General features: G+C 40.9%; 22 protein-coding genes. 21 read left to right on the top strand and 1 reads right to left on the bottom strand.

Annotated elements, in window-relative coordinates; genetic code table 11:
• Positions 1-24: 24 nt before the first annotated feature.
• A complete protein-coding gene (locus MKY34_RS03475; protein ID WP_342513865.1) occupies positions 25-600 on the bottom strand; it encodes a DUF3267 domain-containing protein in 576 nt (191 codons plus the stop codon).
• A gap of 185 nt (positions 601-785) precedes the next feature.
• On the opposite strand from MKY34_RS03475, the gene rpsF reads away from it, so the two are divergent.
• From rpsF to MKY34_RS03370, 21 genes are all read left to right on the top strand, one after another.
• Positions 786-1,073: a 30S ribosomal protein S6 gene (gene rpsF, locus MKY34_RS03470; RefSeq protein ID WP_342513864.1), complete on the top strand. Its 288-nt coding sequence runs from the start codon at positions 786-788 to the stop codon at positions 1,071-1,073.
• 67 nt (positions 1,074-1,140) lie between these two features.
• Positions 1,141-1,695: a single-stranded DNA-binding protein gene (gene ssb / locus MKY34_RS03465; protein WP_342513863.1), complete on the top strand. Its 555-nt coding sequence runs from the start codon at positions 1,141-1,143 to the stop codon at positions 1,693-1,695.
• A 167-nt stretch (positions 1,696-1,862) separates the two neighbouring features.
• Entirely contained in the window at positions 1,863-2,099 is a 237-nt protein-coding gene (rpsR, locus tag MKY34_RS03460) for a 30S ribosomal protein S18 (protein ID WP_342513862.1), read from the top strand.
• A 396-nt stretch (positions 2,100-2,495) separates the two neighbouring features.
• Complete coding sequence (locus MKY34_RS03455; RefSeq protein ID WP_342513861.1) at positions 2,496-3,434, top strand: YybS family protein; 939 nt, start codon at positions 2,496-2,498, stop codon at positions 3,432-3,434.
• A gap of 12 nt (positions 3,435-3,446) precedes the next feature.
• Complete coding sequence (locus MKY34_RS03450; protein WP_342513860.1) at positions 3,447-5,420, top strand: DHH family phosphoesterase; 1,974 nt, start codon at positions 3,447-3,449, stop codon at positions 5,418-5,420.
• The gene (gene rplI, locus MKY34_RS03445; protein WP_342513859.1) at positions 5,420-5,866 is read left to right on the top strand and encodes a 50S ribosomal protein L9; all 447 of its coding nucleotides are present in this window, start codon (positions 5,420-5,422) and stop codon (positions 5,864-5,866) included. The genes MKY34_RS03450 and rplI overlap by 1 nt, the downstream gene beginning before the upstream one ends.
• Before the next feature lie 15 nt (positions 5,867-5,881).
• Positions 5,882-7,234, top strand: a complete 1,353-nt coding sequence (gene dnaB / locus MKY34_RS03440) for a replicative DNA helicase (RefSeq protein WP_342513858.1) — start codon at positions 5,882-5,884, stop codon at positions 7,232-7,234.
• Positions 7,235-7,830: 596 nt separating this feature from the next.
• Positions 7,831-9,303, top strand: a complete 1,473-nt coding sequence (locus MKY34_RS03435) for a M23 family metallopeptidase (RefSeq protein ID WP_342513857.1) — start codon at positions 7,831-7,833, stop codon at positions 9,301-9,303.
• A 168-nt stretch (positions 9,304-9,471) separates the two neighbouring features.
• A complete protein-coding gene (yycF, locus tag MKY34_RS03430) occupies positions 9,472-10,182 on the top strand; it encodes a response regulator YycF (RefSeq protein ID WP_342513856.1) in 711 nt (236 codons plus the stop codon).
• A gap of 5 nt (positions 10,183-10,187) precedes the next feature.
• Positions 10,188-12,011, top strand: coding sequence for a cell wall metabolism sensor histidine kinase WalK (gene walK, locus MKY34_RS03425; protein WP_342513855.1), 1,824 nt, complete (start codon positions 10,188-10,190; stop codon positions 12,009-12,011).
• Complete coding sequence (gene yycH / locus MKY34_RS03420; RefSeq protein ID WP_342513854.1) at positions 12,002-13,327, top strand: two-component system activity regulator YycH; 1,326 nt, start codon at positions 12,002-12,004, stop codon at positions 13,325-13,327. The genes walK and yycH overlap by 10 nt, the downstream gene beginning before the upstream one ends.
• Positions 13,314-14,126: a two-component system regulatory protein YycI gene (gene yycI / locus MKY34_RS03415; RefSeq protein ID WP_342513853.1), complete on the top strand. Its 813-nt coding sequence runs from the start codon at positions 13,314-13,316 to the stop codon at positions 14,124-14,126. Before yycH ends, yycI begins: the two co-directional genes overlap by 14 nt.
• A gap of 12 nt (positions 14,127-14,138) precedes the next feature.
• Positions 14,139-14,927 (top strand): MBL fold metallo-hydrolase, encoded by a 789-nt coding sequence (locus tag MKY34_RS03410; RefSeq protein ID WP_342513852.1) that lies wholly within the window; start codon positions 14,139-14,141, stop codon positions 14,925-14,927.
• Between the two features lie 102 nt (positions 14,928-15,029).
• Entirely contained in the window at positions 15,030-16,301 is a 1,272-nt protein-coding gene (locus MKY34_RS03405; protein WP_342513851.1) for a trypsin-like peptidase domain-containing protein, read from the top strand.
• 184 nt (positions 16,302-16,485) lie between these two features.
• Entirely contained in the window at positions 16,486-16,671 is a 186-nt protein-coding gene (locus MKY34_RS03400) for a CxxH/CxxC protein (RefSeq protein ID WP_342513850.1), read from the top strand.
• Positions 16,672-16,729: 58 nt separating this feature from the next.
• The gene (gene rlmH, locus MKY34_RS03395) at positions 16,730-17,209 is read left to right on the top strand and encodes a 23S rRNA (pseudouridine(1915)-N(3))-methyltransferase RlmH (RefSeq protein WP_342513849.1); all 480 of its coding nucleotides are present in this window, start codon (positions 16,730-16,732) and stop codon (positions 17,207-17,209) included.
• Positions 17,210-17,313: 104 nt separating this feature from the next.
• On the top strand, positions 17,314-18,498 hold the full coding sequence (locus MKY34_RS03390; protein WP_342513848.1) for a DUF4317 domain-containing protein: 1,185 nt from the start codon (positions 17,314-17,316) through the stop codon (positions 18,496-18,498).
• Positions 18,499-18,773: 275 nt separating this feature from the next.
• Positions 18,774-19,265, top strand: coding sequence for a hypothetical protein (locus MKY34_RS03385; RefSeq protein WP_342513847.1), 492 nt, complete (start codon positions 18,774-18,776; stop codon positions 19,263-19,265).
• Between the two features lie 75 nt (positions 19,266-19,340).
• Positions 19,341-20,126 carry a DeoR/GlpR family DNA-binding transcription regulator gene (locus MKY34_RS03380; protein WP_342513846.1) on the top strand — a complete coding sequence of 262 codons (786 nt, stop codon included), beginning with the start codon at positions 19,341-19,343 and terminating at the stop codon, positions 20,124-20,126.
• 191 nt (positions 20,127-20,317) lie between these two features.
• Positions 20,318-21,184 carry a sugar ABC transporter permease gene (locus MKY34_RS03375; protein ID WP_342513845.1) on the top strand — a complete coding sequence of 289 codons (867 nt, stop codon included), beginning with the start codon at positions 20,318-20,320 and terminating at the stop codon, positions 21,182-21,184.
• Between the two features lies 1 nt (position 21,185).
• Positions 21,186-22,013, top strand: a complete 828-nt coding sequence (locus MKY34_RS03370; RefSeq protein ID WP_342513844.1) for a carbohydrate ABC transporter permease — start codon at positions 21,186-21,188, stop codon at positions 22,011-22,013.
• The last annotated feature ends 1 nt before the right edge of the window (position 22,014 follow it).

Raw genomic sequence — 22,014 nt, 5'->3', positions numbered from 1 at the left:
GTGAAAATCTGTTGCGGCTTTTCTCTATCTATGTTCTGATAATTGATCAGGTGCATACACGTATAACCTAGGCAACTCTGGATCGTCTCGTATAAGCCAATCATCTGGTAATTTACGTAGCTCTTTATACATTGCGAAGTCGCCAGCTGCACCACCAATGAGCAATGCAGCTAGTGCGAGTAGCAGGTTATTTCCGAGCCAAAGACCGATAATGGCGGGGACAACACCTGTTGTCCAAAAAGGAAGCAGCAGCGCCTTCCGAATCGCACGGTTTGTCATCAGCTTATCCGTCGTGGCATAAGCAACACCTAATTTCCAGTTCACACCGATAATCATACTTTTCCATGGCACGCCTCCAAACAAGCGGAAGCCAAGTAAATGGAATAATTCGTGCACAACGATAAGTACGATGTAGCCAATCATAAAGAGTATTACGGTCCATAGAGTAATCGACAAAGACGGCTGTTGTTCAATCATACCGTTGGTGGCTAGCAATCCAACTAGCGAAACAAGTGTAATGATGATACTTTTCTTTGCAACTTTCGGTAAGTCAATATCGATTATGTTGTTAGGTTGCGGAAGTTCTTGCAACAAAATCACCCCCAGAGTCCAAGTATACAATATCAATTATACTAGTGGCTTACATTGAACACCTTGCCGATTCAAAGTAAATGGTTGAAAAAAAGATTAGGTTATGCTAACATATATTGATGTGAGTAATACAATTACTTACTCCTTGCCCGCTGTCATCAGCAGGGCCAAAGTCCATAAGGAGGTGACTACAGATGAGAAAGTACGAAATCATGTACATCATTCGCCCAACGGTAGAAGATGAAGCTAAAAAAGCATTGATCGCACGTTTTGACGAAATTCTTACTTCTAACGGCGCAGAAATCATCGAGTCGAAAGAGTGGGGCAAGCGTCGTCTTGCTTACGAAATCGACGATCTACGTGAAGGTTTCTACCAGCTTGTAAAAGCTAACGCAGGAACTGAAGCGGTTAATGAATTTACACGTCTTGCGAACATCAACGAAGATATTCTTCGCCATATGGTTGTCCGCCTTGACGCTTAATAGTCAATTGACAAACAATCCGTTAAATCGGTGAAACTTACAAAATGATGAGGGAGGTTGAATTCTGATGATTAACCGAGTTGTTTTAGTAGGGCGATTGACGAAAGATCCCGAGCTTAAATATACACAAACCGGCATTGCGGTGACACGTTTTACGTTAGCTGTAAACCGGGCTTTTCAAAGCGCATCAGGCGAAAGGGAAGCTGATTTTATCAGTTGTGTAGCTTGGAGAAAACAGGCTGAGAACATTGCGAACTTTTTAAGAAAAGGAAGTCTTGTCGGAGTAGATGGTCGTATTCAAACGGGTAGCTTCGAAGGACAAGACGGCAAGCGTGTTTATACAACGGAAGTTGTAGCGGATAGCACGCAGTTTCTTGAACCACGTAATGCATCACCTGATAGATCTAGTTCTGGACCTGCTTATGGAGCACCGGCACCATCTTATGCTCCGCAGCAGAACGAGCAACCGTACTATCAGAATCAGCAGCCAAGTCAACAGTACCAACAACCAAGTCAACAATATCAACAACCGAATCAGCAAAACTATGCACGTACTGACGAAGATCCATTTTCGACAGGCGGCGGCCCGATTGAAGTATCGGACGACGACTTGCCGTTCTAAGATTTGCTGTGCGTAGTTACTATTACGAGGGTTTCGAGAAGCAAGCAGTGCTAGGAAGCGAGTGAGTGAAGACCGGAGCGTGCTAAGGCACGTGAGGATCTGAAAGAGCGAAGCTGACAATGCAATAATGCGCCGCTTATCGGAATCCGAGAAGGAGGAGAACGAATATGGCACCACGTCGTGGAGGTAAAAGACGCCGTAAGGTTTGTTATTTTACATCAAACAACATCACACACATCGACTATAAAGATACTGATCTGCTTAAGAAATTTATTTCTGAGCGTGGGAAAATCTTGCCTCGTCGTGTAACAGGTACAAGCGCGAAGTATCAGCGTAAACTGACACTTGCAATCAAACGCTCACGTATCATGGCACTTCTTCCGTTTGTTGCGGAAGAAAGATAATTTTATTTAGATTGACCGTCTTGTCAGACCGGCCTATACCGGTATGAAGGCGGTCTTTTTTCTTAGCATATAAGAGGTACATACGTTCTTTTTTTGTTCGCTGACAAGCAATTATGCCGAGGCGTAATTGCGTCCAGATTTTTTCTAGCGAGCTCGAAAAAATCTGGGACATCCGCCGGAGGCTTGGGCCTACAGGAAGTAGGTCATGCAGGCATTTGAACACCCACTGAACAGAAAAACAAAACCGCATTTATCTTGCCATCTGCGGAGGTGGGGGTTTTCTGCTGAATGAAGTTAAACATGATACAATTAGAGGGACTATTCGTCAGTAGGAAAAACAGACTCTGTAGGTGGATAAAAAAGTCCATCCAACGAATGACCGGAGGAAATCATACTATGCAAGACAACGTAAGGAAAATAACTTATGGAGCGATGATGCTTGCACTTTTTGCAATATTGCTTGCTGTCACGCTTTACGCACCTCTTATTGGAAATGTAACGATGTTTTTCATCCCACTGCCGATTATTCTTTATAGGCTGAGTTATGATCGTATGTCATCGCTACTTGTAATTGCGATGGGGCTTATGCTGTCGTTACTTGTCGGAGGGATTTTACTTGTTCCATTTGCCTTTATCTACGGACTTCTTGGCTTTGTGATCGGTGACACGGTGAAGACGGGTAAAACGAAGTTGTATACATTTATGGCAACTGGACTAACATTACTGGTAACGATGATGGTTATGTATGTCGTGGCGGTTTTTGTCTTTAGTTTTAATGCAATTGAAGAATTGTTTAAAAGTGTGCAGGAAATGCAAGGACAAGTGTCAGCTATGATGCATAAGATGGGTGGTGTTCCGGATAACTATGATGAGTTGATGGCGTCACAAATTACGTATTACCAAAATGCAGTTCCATCTTTATTTATCATCAGCGTTTTCGTATTGGCGTTCATTTACATGGCGCTAAATCTTGAAGTGGTACGCCGACTCGGACGTAAGGTTCCTAAGTTTCCACCTTTCCGAGAGATGAAACTACCGATGATGACCGTATTTTTGTACGGAATTGTGCTCCTGATGTCTCTTTTCGTAAAAATGGAGCCAGGTACTAATTTTTACTTGCTAGTCATCAATGCAACAATGATTTTACGTTTTTTATTTTTATTACAGGGAATTTCGCTTATTCATCACTATATGTATGAAATGAAATTACCAAAAGTAGTAACCGTTATTGCCACGATTTTTGCACTCATGTTGAGTCCAATTACTACGATACTCGGGATATTAGATTCGGGAGTTAATATCCGCGCCTGGATCGGCAGAAACAAGACCAAATAAGGGGTTGTGACAATGACGTCGTTTTTTAGAACAAGAGCAATACGTTATCCATTGGCACTGCTGTCGTTCCTTGGTGTGATGGCAACACTATTCTTGCTAATTTTGAAATTTTGGCTTGGACTTTTGTTCTTTATCGTGTTTACAGTAGCCATAGGAGCAGCTTGGAAAACTGAAAGCAAAACCTATGTGGAAACTGAAAAGCATATTGAAACATTGTCCTATAGGATGAAAAAAGTGGGGGAAGAAGCACTTTTGGAATTACCCATCGGCATCCTGCTCATTAATGACAAAAATTTGGTTGAGTGGGCAAATCCTCATGTAGCTAAAATATTTGAAATGGAATCTTGTATTGGCAAGGAGCTTTTCGATTTATCGGGGCAATTTGCTTCGATTGTGAAGAATGACAATCCCGAACAAGCTGTCTTGACCGCAAAGGGACGTTCGTATAATGTATTTTACAAAGCAGAAGAGAAACTGATTTATTTGTTTGATATTACAGGACAAGTAGAGATGGAGTCGCTCTACTATGCAGATCGTACAGTCCTCGGCAATATTCTGATTGATAATTATGACGAGCTTGCGCAGGCCATGGATGATCAGACGAGAAGCCAGCTCAATTCGCTTGTTACATCGCTCCTCAACAGCTGGGCGATGGAGAATGGTATTTTTACGAAGCGCACTGCCTCTGATCGTTTCCTTGCTGTGTTTAATGAAGAGACATTAGCTAATCTTGAAAAAACTAAATTTGCGATTTTAGATACGATTCGTGAGGCGACTGCTAAACAAAGTACAGCACTCACACTGAGTATTGGTGTTGGGACTGGGTCTGCTTCACTCATTGAACTTGGTGAGCTGGCACAATCCAGCTTGGATCTTGTACTTGGCCGCGGTGGTGATCAGGTTGCTATTAAGCGCTCAGATGGAAAATTGAAGTTTTTTGGTGGCAAGACGAATCCGGTAGAAAAGCGGACACGCGTCCGTGCGAGGGTTATTTCACATGCTTTACGGGATTTAATACAAGGCAGCGACAAAGTATTCATTATGGGGCATAAAGTTCCGGATATGGATGCAATTGGCGCTGCAATTGGTGTTCGAAAGATGGCACGCATGAATCATATAGAAGGCTATGTAGTCGTCAATTTCAATGAGTTAGACGGTAGCGTTACACGGTTAATGGATGAGATTGAGCAAGAGGAAGAGCTTTTTAGGCAGTTTATTAGCCCAGAAAGCGCACTGTCCATGATTACAGAGAAGTCGCTAGTGATTGTAGTCGATACACATAAACCAAGCATGGTCATTGATGAGCGAATCATTGAGAAGGCTGAAAAGGTTGTTGTCATTGATCATCACAGGCGTGGTGAGGAGTTTATCAATAACACGATGCTCGTCTATATGGAGCCGTATGCGTCTTCGACTGCGGAATTGGTGACTGAGCTGATTGAATATCAACCGAGAAATGAAAAGCTGACGATGCTTGAATCGACTGCGCTACTTGCAGGCATTGTAGTCGATACGAAAAGCTTTACCCTTCGGACAGGTGCTCGAACATTTGAGGCTGCATCGTACTTACGGACAAAAGGTGCAGATACCGTTTTTGTGCAACGCCTATTGAAGGAAGATATCGGAACCTATATTGACCGAGCCAAGCTAGTTGAAACCGTGGAACTGTCTACAGACGGCATTGCCATTGCGAAAGGCAAGGATGGTGTGGCTTACGGTTCGGTCATGATTGCACAAACGGCAGATATTTTGCTCACGATGCAAGGTGTGTTGGCGTCATTTGTCATTGCACCACGCGCAGACGGAAAAATTGGGATAAGCGCCAGATCGCTTGGTGAACTCAATGTGCAACTTGTGATGGAGGAGCTCGGTGGAGGCGGACATTTGACGAATGCTGCATGTCAGTTAGACGTAGAATCTGTTGAGGAAGCCGAAGCCATGTTAAAATCAATAGTAGAGATTAAAATGGAGAGGGGAAATTCATAATGAAAGTAATCTTCTTACAAGACGTTAAGGGTAAAGGGAAAAAAGGTGAAGTGAAGGATGTAGCAGTAGGTTATGCACAGAACTTCCTGTTGAAAAATAAGCTAGCTATTGAAGCGACACCTGCTAATTTAAGTGCACTTGATGGCCAGGAAAAGCGTACGCAGAAAGATGCGGCTGAAGAATTGGCAGCTGCCAAACAGTTGAAAGAAAAAATCGATACAATTACTGTTGAACTGAAAGCAAAATCGGGTGAAGGTGGCCGCCTATTCGGTTCAATTACAACAAAACAAATTGCAGATGCATTAAATAAAAGTGAAGGCATTAAAGTAGATCGTCGTAAAATGGATTTGCCAGATGCTATTCGTGCACTTGGCTATACGAATGTACCGGTGAAACTTCACCCGGACGTAGTCGCAACATTTAAAGTACATGTTGTAGAAGAATAATAAGGGGATAGACAGATGGACCAGATGATCGATCGCGTCCCACCACATAATAATGAAGCGGAGCAGTCGGTCATTGGAGCTATCTTCCTTGAACCGCAAGCGCTCATTACAGCGGCAGAAGTACTCACACCTGAAGACTTCTATAGGATTGCGCATCAGAAAATTTTCGATACGATGATTAGCTTGAGTGACAAAGGACAAGCAATTGACGTTGTGACGGTTACTGAAGAGCTGTCGGCGAAAAAGGAGTTGGAGGATGTTGGCGGAATTTCATATTTAATGGAAATCGCCAACACTGTGCCAACTGCAGCCAATATCGTACATTATGCCAATATTGTTGAAGAGAAGGCACTTCTAAGACGTCTTATCCGTGTTGCCACAACGATTGTGGAAGACGGCTATACAAGGGAAGACGAAGTAGAGGCGTTATTATCCGAGGCAGAAAAGAAAATGATGGAAGTTTCCAATCGGAAAAATGCAGGTGACTTCCGACATATTAAAGATGTACTCGTTGAAACGTACGACAACATCGAGCTTCTTCATACGCGTCAGGGAGATATCACGGGTATTCCGTCGGGCTTCACCGATTTAGATAAAATGACGGCCGGCTTTCAGCGCAATGATTTGGTCATTCTCGCGGCCCGTCCTTCTGTAGGTAAGACAGCATTTGCCTTGAATGTGGCTCAAAACGTAGCCACAAGAACAAATGAGAATGTGGCTATCTTTAGTTTGGAGATGGGCGCAGATCAGCTAGTTACGCGGATGCTCTGTGCAGAAGGAAATATTGACGCGCAGGTGATGCGGACGGGAACGCTAGAAGCGGAAGACTGGCGCAAACTGACGATGGCGATGGGGAGCCTGTCGAATGCCGGTATTTTCATCGATGATTCTTCCGGTATCCGTGTCAATGAAATTCGCTCAAAATGTCGTCGCCTACAGCAAGAACACGGACTAGGCATGATTATCATCGATTATTTACAATTGATTTCCGGTAGTGGTCGTGCAGGGGAAAATAGGCAACAAGAAGTATCGGAAATCTCCCGTTCATTAAAAGGACTGGCAAGGGAGTTAAAAGTATGTGTCATCGCATTATCTCAGCTCTCCCGTGGTGTAGAGCAGCGTCAAGATAAGCGCCCGATGATGTCGGATCTCCGGGAGTCTGGGAGTATCGAGCAAGATGCGGACATCGTGTCGTTCCTTTATCGTGAAGATTATTATGATAAAGAAACAGAAAACCAAAATATCATTGAAATCATCATTGCCAAGCAGCGTAACGGTCCAACGGGTACTGTCTCACTCGCTTTCGCAAAAGAATACAACAAATTCGTCAACATTGACTGGAGTCAACACGAACAACCAGCCTATTAAAAGCACGCCGATTGAAGAGGATCATTTCTTCAACCGGTGTGTTTTTTTTGATGGAGTAGATGAAAAATGAGAGACAGTCTATACATAGGTGGCATGTAAGATTTTCACCTACTATTCAGCGAAGGTACCTTACAAGCCGTCGCCGAAGCCGTGAGACTGGCAGTGGTTTTCTGCCTGGCTTATGGCGGGAGGTATCCGCAAGCGCCGAGTGTTGTTAGTAAGATTATTTAGTTCAAGTCATATAGAATTGGAGAAATAAGTAAAGAAAGTGTCAACTTTTTGTCTGTAAAGACATGTAATAAAAGAACCAAAAACTGGGATTATGACAAAGATGACGAAAAAATGTTCATTGTAACAGTCAAATAGGCAGAAAAACGTAAAAAAAGCGCTAAAAAAGAGATGATTGACCGATAGTAACGTTGAAAAATACCAGTAATTATAAGTAATCGAGAATACTTGGAAGGTATTATACAAACGTATTACAAAGGACTGTAATCTCACAAGTGCTAGATTAGATATGTTAAATTGAAGAAGTGCAAAAATCAATATACACGTATACAATCGTTTTCGATTGATCGATAGAAGGAGTTTACTACATGATTTTCAAGAAAAGTCATAAGGATGAACGGGCGGGTAGACAGACAGGGATGAACAAATCGCTGAAACGTATTCCGCACGTTATCATCATTACGATCATGCTAGCTGGTCTTAGCATGAATACCGTTTTCGCAAAGGTAGTAGAGAATGCAGGTTTGTCTACGATATATCATGTCTATTCGAGTGGAGAATATATCGGGATGCTCTCTGATGAGCAACAGTTAGAGCAACTAAAGGAACGGAAATTACAGCAAGCCACCACTGAATTTGGTGAGCTGCCACTAAGTATTGCGAACGAATTATCAGTCATTCCAGAGCGGGTCTTTGTTGCCGAAACAGATGACGTGAACGTTTTGGAAAAGCTCCAATCCACGCTGACTGTCGAGGCAGAAGCAGTTGGAGTTAGTGTGAACGATGATGTAGCGCTTTATGTTAAAGATGCAAGGGCTTATGAGGAGTTACTTCGTCAGCTAAAACTTCAATCGGTTAGTGAGGCTGAACTAACACAATTTGAAGCACGTGTGGCGTCAACTGAACCATTACCACCGTTACAGGCTGGTGAAACGCGTGTAACAAACATCTTATTAAGTGCTAATATCCAATCAGAAAAAGGGAAAACAGCACCTGAAGCTGTACTAAGTGTTGAGCAAGCATTGAGTCAATTGAACAAAGGGAAACAGATTGAAAAGAAATATGTAGTTAAATCGGGTGACGTCTTTGAAAAGATTGCAGCTGCTCACAAGATGACAACTGCAGAATTGCTCGAAGTGAATCCAGGGATGACGACAGAGACCATTTTGCATATAGATGATGAGTTAAACGTTATTGTTTTTGAACCTTACGTAGAGGTTGAAGTTCACTATGAATCAAAAAAGGTGGAAACGATTCAACATAAACAAGTAACAAAAGAAGATAGCTCCGCATATAAAGGTGACAAAAATGTAACGCAAAAAGGCGTGGACGGTCAGAAGGAAGTTACAGAACAAATTCGCAAACAAAACGGTCAGGTGATTGGGAAATCAACATTGGAAGAAAAAACGTTGACGGAACCAATTGACCAAGTGACTGTTGTAGGGACAAAAGTAGTACCTTCAAGAGGAACAGGCACTTTCGTTTGGCCAACAGTTGGTGGTTATGTATCCAGTCCAATGGGTGCACGCTGGGGCAGCACACATTTGGGGATGGATATCGCTCGTCCTTCATCACGTTCGATTCTAGCAGCAGACAATGGAGTTGTGACAGCTGTAGGCGTCTATGGTACGTATGGCAACCGAATTGTCATTAAGCATAACAATGGCTATGAGACGTTGTACGGCCATCTAGCTTCGATGGATGTACGTGTAGGACAAGTTGTCTCGCGAGGTACTAAGATAGGCGTAATGGGTTCAACAGGTCGTTCAACAGGTGTTCATCTTCACTTTGAAGTTATCAAGAATGGTACGAATATCAATCCGATGAGTGTGTTGAGATAATAGAGGTAATGAGGGACAGTACACAAAGTGGTACTGTCCTTTTCTTTCATCTTCTTTTAAGTATTTCCCGGGAAATGATAGAAAGTAGGACGTGCGAATCATCGTGAACAATGATAGAGTAAAAGAACAATTAGAGTGGTGCCAATAGGGCGGGAAGGGGTAATAAGCATGCAAGATAAAACAATTCTCGTTGTTGATGATGAAAGACCAATTGCGGATATTTTGGAGTTTAATTTAAAAAAAGAAGGCTTTACGGTGTTCTGTGCCTATGATGGGGATGAAGCATTAGAGAAGGTCGAAGAAGTGAAGCCGGATATTATGTTGCTCGATATTATGTTACCGAAGCGAGATGGTATGGAAGTATGCCGGGAAGTCCGGAAAAAGTACGATTTTCCCATCATTATGCTAACTGCAAAAGACTCGGAAATTGATAAAGTACTTGGCTTAGAACTAGGTGCTGATGATTATGTAACCAAACCATTTGGAACGAGAGAGCTCATTGCCCGGGTAAAAGCAAATTTACGTCGACATATGAAATCTGTCGCAGAAGAACAAGAGGAGTCGACGAACGATATTACAGTCGGCAATCTGATTATTCAGCCGGATGCCTATCTTGTATTGAAAAGAGATGAAACAATCGAACTGACCCATCGCGAGTTTGAGTTGCTGCATTATCTAGCCAAACATATCGGTCAAGTGATGACGCGTGAGCATTTATTGCAAACGGTTTGGGGCTATGACTATTTTGGTGATGTGCGAACGGTCGATGTGACGATTCGACGCCTGCGTGAAAAAATTGAAGATACACCAAGTCATCCGGCATGGATTGTCACAAGACGTGGTGTTGGTTATTATTTACGAGATCCAGAACAGGAGTAAATGCGATGCAGAAAGTAGGATTTTTTCGATCCATCCACGTAAAGTTTGTGCTGATTTATGTCATGCTAATTTTGATTGCGATGCAAATTATTGGGCTTTACTTTGCAAGTGAACTCGAAGAGACGCTAAAAAAGAACTTCACGCAATCCATTGACGATCGGATGAACATGATGGAGTTTAGCGTGCGTGAGGAAATGAATAACGGAAAGTTTACAGATGATCCGAAAGCATTGGAAGAGAGCTTGAAGAATGTTTTAAATGGTTTTACTTCAGAAGATATCAATGAAACTCGAGTTATTAATTCAAAATATACGGTGTTAGCGACGTCCGTCTTGGAAAATCGATCGATGATTGGTCAGGTGTCCAAGGATGAAATTATTCGTAAGTCGTTAACATCTGAATCACCAGCGGATACGATTCGTCTCGATAATAAGGGATATAGAATATGGGTCCGCGCAATGCCCATTACATCGGGAAAAGAAGTCATTGGAACGTTATATGTGGAGTCGGATATTGAAAAGGTATTTACACAAATCGATGAAGTGAATGAAATCCTTGCAGTAGGCACGGCAGTTTCATTGACGATTACGGTCATTCTCGGTATTTTTATCGCACAGACGATGACGAGGCCGATATCGGATATGCGACGTCATGCACAGGCAATGGCAAAAGGAAACTATTCGCAGAAGGTTCATGTCTATGGCAATGATGAGATGGGACAGTTGGCAATTGCTTTTAACCATTTAACAAACCAATTGCAAGAATCGCAGTCGACGACGGAAAGTGAGCGGCGGAAACTTGCATCCGTTCTTGAGAATATGACGGATGGGGTTATTGCAACGGATCGGAAAGGACGAGTCAGTCTTATTAATGATTCAGCGCTTAGCATGCTGAGAATGACCCGAGATATCGTGTTAAATCGCCCAATATCCAGTATTCTTGGAGTAGAACAGGAATATGACTTTGAAGATTTGATTCAAATAAACGATTCGATTGCGCTTGATTTTAGTACGGTTGAAAGGCCTTACATTTTGCGAGCTACTTTTTCTGTCACACAACGGGAAACAGGTTTTGTGAATGGACTGATTGTTGTCTTGCATGATAATACAGAGCAAGAGAAAATCGATATGGAGCGTCGTGAGTTCGTTTCAAACGTATCACATGAGCTACGAACGCCATTGACGACGATGCGTAGCTATTTGGAAGCATTGGCTGAAGGTGCATGGAAAAATGAAGAGATTGCACCTGCATTTTTGCATGTTACGCAAACTGAAACAGAGCGGATGATTCGGCTCGTGAATGATTTATTGAAACTGTCGAGAATGGATAGCAGAGACTATGATTTGAATAAAGAGTGGGTTGAATTTAATCATTTTTTCAACTCGATTATTGATCGCTTTGATTTTTCAAAGTCACAAGATGTCCGTTTTCAGCGTTTACTTCCATCAACAGATTTATTTGTTGAAATCGATACAGATAAAATGACGCAAGTAATCGATAATATCATTTCTAATGCATTAAAGTATTCCCCAAATGGCGGTAATGTGCGCTTCGGTATAACAGTGTCAGATCAATTCATCAATGTGATGATTTCAGATGATGGTATGGGAATTCCAAAAGAAAATGTCAAACGTATTTTTGACAGGTTCTACCGCGCAGATCGTGCACGATCACGAGCGATGGGAGGAACGGGACTTGGCCTTGCGATTGCACGCGAAATGGTCATGGCGCATGGGGGAGATATATGGGCGGAAAGTGAAGAGGGCAGAGGGACCACCATCTTCTTTACGCTGCCATTTGAACAACAAGAGGACGGTGAGTGGGATTGAAATATATTGAGCCAGTGAAGTCGATTATTTTACTACTGCTTGTCGCCTTAAGTGTGACATTTACTTTTTCAATTTGGACATATACACCACGCTATGACATGGCTGAACAACCGTTGATTAGCGATATTCCCATTGCTGAAAAAAGAACGATGGATGAAGTCGTAAAACCGTACAAAATGGTTTTCAATTTTGAGGAAGGCTTGAGAGGTACATCAGCGCCAGAAGATATTAATTATATTTTGAATGAAATGAAAAAGTGGAAAGTATCGGCGTTCACGTTGGAGGACAGCAATTTTGGTGCAGAGGAAATGAATAGCTTATTGCGAAGACCAAATCGGCTTACGCTTTATTTTCATGGTGAAGTGCCATTTCCAGTGTATGATGGTGTCCTGAACATCGAAGATTCAAATGTACCAGGGGATTCTTTTGATCGACTGATTGTTGATTGGAATCAAGCGAGCAATACAATGGATCTCTATTTTGTGAGTAGAACGAACAACTTGCTGTATAGTGCAAAAGCCAAAATAGGTAACTACCCGAACTTTAATCGTTCCATTTTGGCGTGGGGGATGGAGTTGGGAGAATACACGGAGGCCAATCCGAATCATTCAACATTTATCGCTGTACCGACGGCTCCCGTTGAAATCATCCAGAATACGTATTTGCAAAGAGAAATTGAAACGACTCGTTTCCGAGACGCCTTGTTTAGTGGTTCAAATACTGTACGTTCCAACCAAATTGGAGCGACACATGAGGAATTTGGGGACGACCATGCCAAGATGAGTGTCGATACTGAAAACAAGATGTTGGAGTACTATATTCCAGCTGTAGAAAGCCATGAACTTGCCATCCCTTCAGAATTGTTACTGAATACGATTGACTTTGTAAATGAGCATGGTGGTTGGACAGATGATTTCAGATATATGGCAATGAGTCCAAAAGAGCGGCATGTAAAGTTTCAATTATTTGTTCAAGGGCTACCCGTGTTTAGTGACAAATCCGGCTTAACAGAAATTGAACAAATCTGGGGAGATAAACGCGTTTTTCGTTATGTCCGCCCCTATTATACATTGGAATTACTTCCGTTAGAGTCAACAGTGGAGCTGCCGTCAGGGATTGACGTTGCCAATAAGCTTAAAACCTCCAGCAACGTTGATTTTGATGTCATTGAAGAAATTTCATTAGGCTATTTTATGACGCATGATAAAGATCGTGGTTTTTTCACGATGGAACCTTCTTGGTTTTACTTGATAAAAGGCAGTTGGCACCGTTACTCACCTGATGGACTAGGAGGTGCAGGACTTGGATTGGAATAAGACAAAGACTATCTTCATCGTCGTGTTTTCCATTTTGAACGTATTTCTCTATTCATTGTATTTAAATAGGCATACAGAAGCGCAAAATATTCAAGTGATTGGGACAACCTCCATTGAAGATTCGTTGAAGATGGATGATATTACGTTTGACACCTTACCGATTTATAAAAAAGATTCGTCACATATCTCGGCAAAAACAGCGGAATTCACCAACGAACAAGTAAGAAAACTTGAAAATCAAACGGTGGGGATTATCAATGGCACGCAAATCCAGTCAAAATTACAGACGCCTATCAGTATAAAAAATGCAAAGGGAGATTTTACGTTTACAGAATTTCTTTCAAAGTATGTGCTGAAGGGTGAAGAGTATGGGTTATGGAAAGTAGATAAAGAGGAACGGGAAGCGATTTTTTTCCAAAAAGTGAATGACGGGCCGATTTATTTTAGTCCAAATGCAATGCTAACTGTCCATTTTGATGAGGATGGTAAAGCGACAAGCTACGAGCAGACGATGTTTGATGACTTTGTGAGCTTTAACCGTAAAAAAGATTTGCTATCTCCAATTGAGGCGATTGGTTCACTATTCTCACGCGGCTATTTGAAGCAAGGTTCAACGGTGAAAGATGTGACATTTGGTTATTCCATACTCGCTCAGATGTCGGAAACACAACTGTTTGCTCCAACGTGGCATCTTCGTGTAGAATTGAAGAATGGTGAGATTGAAGATCACTTTATTAACGCCATTGAAGGTAAAATTGTAGAGTTCCAGCCTGAAACGTTGGAAGCTGATCATGAATGAGAGGTAATCGTAATGCGTTTTAGTGTGCTCGCAAGCGGTAGTACGGGCAATGCAATTTATATAGAGAATGATGAACATACTTTTCTAGTGGACGCTGGATTTAGCGGCAAGAAGATGGAAAGTTTAGTAGCAGGTATTGATCGTTCAATGAAACAAATTGATGGTATTTTTGTTACGCATGAGCATAGCGACCATATTAAAGGTATTGGTGTTGTTGCACGAAAGTATGGCATTCCAATCTATGCGAATGCTAAAACGTGGCAAGCGATGGATAGTCTTGTTGGTGCTATTCCGCTAGATCAGCGTTTTCAATTTGATATGGAAACCGTCAAATCCTTTGGTTCACTCGATGTTCAATCCTTTGGTGTATCACATGATGCGGCGGATCCGATGTTTTATATTTTTCATGAGAATGGTAGAAAGCTCGTGATTATTACGGATACGGGCTATGTTAGTGACCGCATGAAGGGGTTTATTCGCGGGGCGGATTCGTATGTATTTGAAAGTAACCATGACGTTGGGATGTTGCAAATGGGACGTTATCCATGGTCTATCAAGCGACGTATTCTGAGCGATGTTGGCCATGTGTCTAATGAAGATGCGGCTGTTGCAATGAGTGAAGTTGTTGAACAGAAGAATACGCGTATTTATTTGTCCCATTTAAGTAAAGATAATAATATGAAAGATCTTGCGAGAATGAGTGTATCGCAAACATTGCAAACATGCGGTATTATGACGGGTGAGTATGTCCATTTGTATGATACAGATGCCGATCAACCGACTGAGCTTGTGACTGTATAGAGAAATGGGGAAAAATCTTGCCTGCGGGTGAGGTTTTTTCTTTTTCAAATCGATAAAATCGGGTAAGGTTAATGAAAGGGTTATTAAGAAAGGAAGAGGAGCATGGACGAATTGAATCGACCTTCTGATGAGGAGGAGTTAACGTCTGAAGTCCCGGAAAGTAAGCCACATTATGAAACAAGATCGGCGTATCAACCAGCGGCTCCACCACCCAAACGGAGAGGCGGATTTTTACCAAGTCTGTTTGGTGCGATTGGTGGGGGATTACTCGTTTGGCTACTAATGACGAACTTGTCGGGGACACCAAAACAAACGAGCAGTGATACCGAGCAGACGAAAGAACATGGATCTACTGTACAAACTGAAAAAATTGCGGTTGATGTCAATACGGATGTCACAGAGATTGTTGCAAAGATGGCGGATTCTGTTGTCGGGGTGACTAATTTACAGTCGGTTCGCGATTTTAGGTCGCCAACAGCAACAACGAGGGAAACAGGAACGGGATCTGGTGTTATTTATAGGAAACAAGGTGACAAAGCGTATATTGTAACGAATCATCATGTCATCGAGGGTGCGCAAGAGATTGAAATTACTTTCGATGATGGTTCCAAGACGGCTGGAGACCTGGTAGGTAGTGATATGTGGACCGATTTAGCAGTGATTGAAATAGAGGCGAAAGCAGTTAAGACCGTCATTGAATTTGGTGACTCAGATGTATTAAAACGTGGGGAGACCGTTATTGCTATCGGTAATCCACTTGGACTTGGTTTTTCCGGCTCTGTAACGGTAGGCGTTGTATCAGGAAAAGATCGTTCGATTCCAATGGATTTTGATAATAATGGAGCCGTGGATTGGTATGCAGACGTGTTGCAAACCGATGCAGCCATCAATCCAGGGAATTCGGGTGGAGCGCTTATCAATATGGCAGGTCAGCTGATCGGCATTAACTCGATGAAAATCTCGGAGTCAACAGTTGAAGGTATTGGTTTGGCGATTCCTATTAACTTGGCTACTCCAATTATTGATCATCTTGAAAGGACAGGTACGGTCAATCGTCCAACAATGGGTGTTACACTTCTCGATTTACGGAGCGTATCGGCTCGGCAACAGCGTGAAATGTTTCAATTACCATCAGATGTAACAGATGGTGTAATCGTTACGGAAGTATTACGAAATTCACCGGCATTAGAGGCGGGCGTGGAACAATATGATGTTATCGTAGAGATGGACGGTGAAAAAATCGAGGACATGGTCGGTTTGCGTAAACATCTGTATAATGTGAAGAACGTGGGAGATACCATGCATATGAAAGTGTATAGAGCAGGTCGCCTCGTTGAAATTGAAATGGTGTTGAAAGATGGCGACTCGTTTTAACTTGAACCACTAGAAATTTCATACTTATACACAACCAAAATGAAAAATCTTATCCACAGCAGGCAAAATAGCGAATTGGCGGCTATTTTGCCTGTTTTTATTATTATTTTCAACCTTTGTGGATAAGTCAGAATCTTTGTGAATAACTTTGTGCAAAAGAAAATTGAGGAAAGAAGGGATTAAAATGAAAACTTATAGCTGTGAAACCCATATAAATCACGCACTTGACGTTTTTGTTGCGGCGGAAGAGAAGTTTCCGATTATGGAAGCGATAGCGGAAGATGAAAAGTTATCCACAAACTGTGCCTATTGTGAACAGGTAGCATTGTATATTGTGTCAAGCGAAAAAACGGACACAACATGTAGATAACTATTGTGGATATGTGCATAAGTTCTGTTAATAACAATAATAAAAGGGTGGACAACTTGTGAATATTACAATTGTGACGGTAGGAAAGCTAAAAGAGAAGTATTTAAAAATGGGCATTGAGGAATTTTCAAAACGACTCGGTGCTTACGCAAAAATCGATTTAGTCGAAGTGGCGGATGAAAAAGCACCCGAATCTTTGAGCGAAGCAGATATGGAAATCGTTAAGAAAAAGGAAGCGGATCGTATTTTAGCGAAAGTCGGGGCAGATGCGTACGTCATTGCACTGGCGATTGAGGGAAAGATGAAAACATCTGAAGAATTGGCCAAGGACTTGGAGTCATTGATGACCTATGGGCGAAGTAAGGTTGTATTTATCATCGGTGGCTCACTTGGGCTACATGACCGTGTGATGAAGCGCGCAGATGAATACTTATCATTCTCGAAAATGACTTTTCCGCATCAAATGATGAAGCTAATTTTGTTGGAGCAGGTGTATCGGGCGTTCAGGATAATGAAAAATGAACCGTATCATAAGTAAATGCGAGCCCAATTCAAAATCCAGGAGTAGTGTTTTCTGCGACAGAAGTAATTACACTGAGGCGTAATTGATGGGGATACTAAAAAAGGCGGGGTATGAACTAGATGAATCAAAAAACAATTGCGGATATACGCAAACATTTTAAAACAGAGACAGATCTATTAACCATAAAAACAATCTACAATGTATATATTCAACAAGAAAACAACGAAATTTATCACGAGGCACGTACCCGGTTTGCGATGTTGGAGCAGGAACAGCAAGAACTATTTTTCATCAATTTTAAAAAGGTGTTGGGTGGGAAAATAGGAAGCAAGTTGTTTGAAGTCCGGTTCCAGCGACCGTCTGAAGAAGAAGTAAACGAGACGCAACAAATATTATATGATGGACTTCATGCAGAAGATGAAGAAACATGGGAAGCATATATGAAAGAAATCGTCACGAAAATGACTGAGCATATCCAATACGAAAAAGATGTCGTTGTGACGTTTATACGCGGTCAGTATAATAAACCGACAAAACGTCATAGTGAAGAATCCGAAGTTGCAGAGCGTGACGAAGTATATACGACGCCCTTTATTTTATGTAGCATCAATCAAACCATGCAGCCGAAGCGCACGTTGACATTCGACTTTGTGGAAAAGGCGTTCAAATCGACGTTTATCGAAGATCCAATCATTAATGTCACATCGCCGCTTGGTGGATTTCTGTTCCCGAGTTTTACCGACAATGCGGCAGATGTCAATCATATCGTATATGCTGCAGGCAAAGTGAATAAGCCGGATTTCCATTTTATTGAACAGGTTTTGGAAGGCGAGGAATTCATGACGGCTGTGGAAGATAAAGTTGTCTTCGAGGAAATTGTTAAGTCGGTTGCGGGCGAGGAGTTGGATACGCGGACGATTGCGAGCGTGTACGATGAAATACAGGCAATGATGGAAGTGGCTGCGGAAGACGATGCCGCGGATAGTATACCGATGCTAGACACGAAAGAAGTTGCACGCGTGTTGAAAGCAGGAGGAATTCATGACGTGGATGTAGATGATGTCGAGCGAGCGTTTCGCAATGTCATTGAAGATGAAACGTATGAGATGCAAGCGAGTCACGTTGTCCCGAGTTATGCAACAAAGTCCATTAAAATCGAAACGAAAGTCGCCAATATCGCAATCAGCCCGCAAGATTTACGTTATGTTCGGCAAGTGAGGGTAGATGGACGTCGCTGTCTGTTAATAGAAGTAGAAGAAGATACAACAATCGAAGGGTTTACATTGCCGCTAGAGGAATTGTGAGGAATGGGAAATGCCACTCACTCGGAGGTTTGGGTGAGTGGCTATGCACCGTGCGTACATATATCCGCAATTCGGACAGAGAAGCTCATCTGTATCTATACGAATGGAAGTCAGCGGTTAGTTGAATTCTTTATTTCAACTCATATAGTAGAAAACCTCATTTAGACGCGTTATGGAGATCCGTACCACAAGTAAATGGCAAATAGACTACATAAGTATCAGCTTGTATGAGATATATTTAGCAAAGGTAATTGATAAAAGGAGATATTCGCAGTATGTTTGACTTCTTAAAACGAACAAAATTAGTAAAAGACGATTTAAAAGGCATGGCAAAGTTAATGTATCAAGATGTTTCAGAAGATGTTTGGGATAAAGAGAACCTTACTAAAAGAAATTTAGATTTCTCTATTGAAAGCACTCGATTTATTGATTTGTATGTGAAAAGATTAATGGATACGGAAGAAGGCACTGAACTGTTGAATAAACACTTTGACAATTTTGTAGTTCGAATAGGCGCATATATAGGGGAGGTTATTAAAAATAATATTAAGCAGGATTTTTATTGGTATGAGTTTGATTCTGTTTACGTTTACTCTTCTGTACTTGACGAAATTCATAGGAGTGAAAAATCCTATAGTCTCCTATATTCTAAAAAGAGGGATATTGTTATATTACCGTTGTTAGAAACAAAACATTTCTTGGAAGGAACTTCTCGGTACTCTAATTTTTTAGCTTATGTAGAAGAAATGATTAAGAAAAATTCTTAAATAACGTCAAATTAGTGTTTGCCGGTCATGATAAGGCGAGCCGTATCATAAGTAAGTTAAAGAGGTGTTGAGTAGATGAAATCCTATACACAGTTTGAACGAAGAAAGTATATACTGGACGAGCTAGAAAAATACAATCGTGTAATGGTAAATGATTTAGCCAAATTACTAAATGTAACGACAGAAACAATTCGAAGAGACTTAGACCTGCTACATAAGGAAGGAAAACTGACAAAAATACATGGCGGTGCGATTAAGAAAAAGGATTACACATTAGAATTTTATTTTAATAAGCGTCGAAATGAAAATATGGAAGAAAAACGAAAAATTGCAATGGAAGCAAGTAAATTGGTAGAGGATAATGATATTATTGCAATTGAAATAGGAACGACGACAATGCAAATATTAGACTATATTTATGACAAAAAAAACTTAACAATCTTAACGAACTCCATCCCTGTCGTTAATAAAACGATTGAACTGAAAGAACAATATTCATTCGACTGCAATCTAATCGTCTTCGGCGGAATGTTAAACTCCAATTCATTAGCATTGTCTGGCGACCTAACGTTAAATTTCCTTGAGCAGTTTACTGTTAATAAATTATTTGCTTCATGTGATGGAATTTCGTTAGAAAAGGAGCTAACATGTTCGTATATTGAGGATGCGCAAACTTTTCAGCAACTAAAGAAAAATGCAAAACAAACGATCATGATGGTAGATGAGTCAAAGTTCAACTTAACGAAGTTTTATAAAAGTGGAAGTTTCAATGATATCGATGTGTTGTATACAAACGCTAAGCTCGATGAAAAATGGCAAAACGTCCTAACAAGTAAAGGGATTGAAGTAATAACGATATAGAAAGAAAATACTGGAAAAGACAATTTCTCGATAAGATGGGAAATTGTCTTTTTGTGTCTAGAAAACCACCTCCTGGATTGGTTTATATGTTGTTTTAATTTGTTAATATGTGAGTTTTTATAATTCGTTAACAAAAAACCAACATTGGGTTAATAATCCGTCCGTACAATATGATTCAGGAGGTGGTAAGCGTGCAAGTAAAGTTATCAAGAGCCATGTTCTTTTTATTACCAGTTGGAATACCTCTTACATTATTTTGGGTGATTCCGAATTTGTATAGCTTAGGTATTAGTTTTACGGACTGGGATTTCATGGTGATTGGTTTTAATTTTGTCGGCCTAGATAATTACATTGATTTGTTTACACAACCATTTTTTATACAGGCGTTGTTAAACACTCTATATTTTGGAGTCGGGACCATTGTTCCAACAATTGTATTAGGATTGGGCTTTGCATTGTTTTTCCAAAAGAATTTCAAAGGTTCTACGATTTATAAATTACTCATTTTTTCACCATGGGTAACGCCGACTGTAGCTATATCCATTGTATGGTCACTTTTATATGAACCTGATTATGGGATTATCAATAAGACGCTAGGATTGTTTGGGATACCTGGTTTGGATTGGCTACAGAGCAGTAAAACAGCGATGCTAGCAGTCATTATTGTCACAGTATGGAAGTTAATTGGGTGGACAATGATTTTCTATATCGGAGCCTTAGAGAAAGTACCTGACAGCTTGTATGAAGCAGCTAGTATCGATGGAGCGAATTCATGGGAGAAGCTTAAAAATATAACACTCCCATTGGTTTCTCCAACAACATTTTTCCTAATTGTGATCAATACCATTACTTCCATACAGGCTTATGATCAAATTAAAATCTTAACACAAGGTGGACCAAGTGGTTCAACGCGAACATTGCTCTATTTATTCTTTCAACAAGCATTTGAAGAATTTGAAATGGGATCTGCAACGGCTATTGCATTTTTCATACTCATCATTACAGTCCTATTATCCGTTATCAACAAGGTAATAGGTGATAAGTGGGTGAACTACTAAGATGAATAATCGTAAAAAAGCTTCATTGATTGTAAAGCATCTCTTTTTGGCTCTATCAAGTATTTTGTTTGTCTTTCCATTCATATGGATGATACTTGGTTCGTTCAAAACATCCAATGAGGTATTAAAAGGTGGTTTTTGGCCTGAGAAATTTCAATGGGAAAATTATCGGGAAGTATTGGACATACTCCCTTTGCAAACGTATCTATTTAATAGTTTTTATACATCTATGATTATTACAGTGTATGTCCTTGGTTCGTCCGCACTTTATGCTTATATGCTGACATTTTACAGGTTTAAAGGTAGGCGATTGACATTTGGTGTTGTGATGGCAATGTACATGATTCCTGGTGCTGTATCGTATGTCCCGGTGTATGTAATTTTAGCCAACATGGGTTTACTCAACACACACTTGGGATACATCATCTCCATGTCAGTTAGTGTCTTCGGTATTTTTTATTTAAAACAGTCTTTCCACAATGTTGGATTTGAAACAATAGAAGCGGCCAAAATTGATGGGGCTAATGACTGGAAGATTCTTTGGAAGATTGTTTTTCCAATGACTCGCTCATCCTTTGTAACACTAGGTTTGGTAACATTCATAGGAAATTACAATAACTATATGTGGCCAGCTCTTATATTGAATGACGGAAGTAAGAAATTGATCACTAACGGAATTGCTGATTATTTCATTAATAGTTCTTTAGGAAGAGATTGGTCGCACATTATGGTGGCAAGTACAATCGCCACAGTACCTCTTTTAATCGTATTTATAGTTTTACAAAAATGGTTCCTTTCAGGCGTTAATGATTCAGGAATAAAAGGCTAAC

This window comes from Sporosarcina sp. FSL K6-1522 (genome assembly GCF_038622445.1).
Taxonomy (GTDB): Bacteria; Bacillota; Bacilli; order Bacillales_A; family Planococcaceae; genus Sporosarcina.
This window is presented reverse-complemented; position numbering and strand designations above follow the sequence as displayed.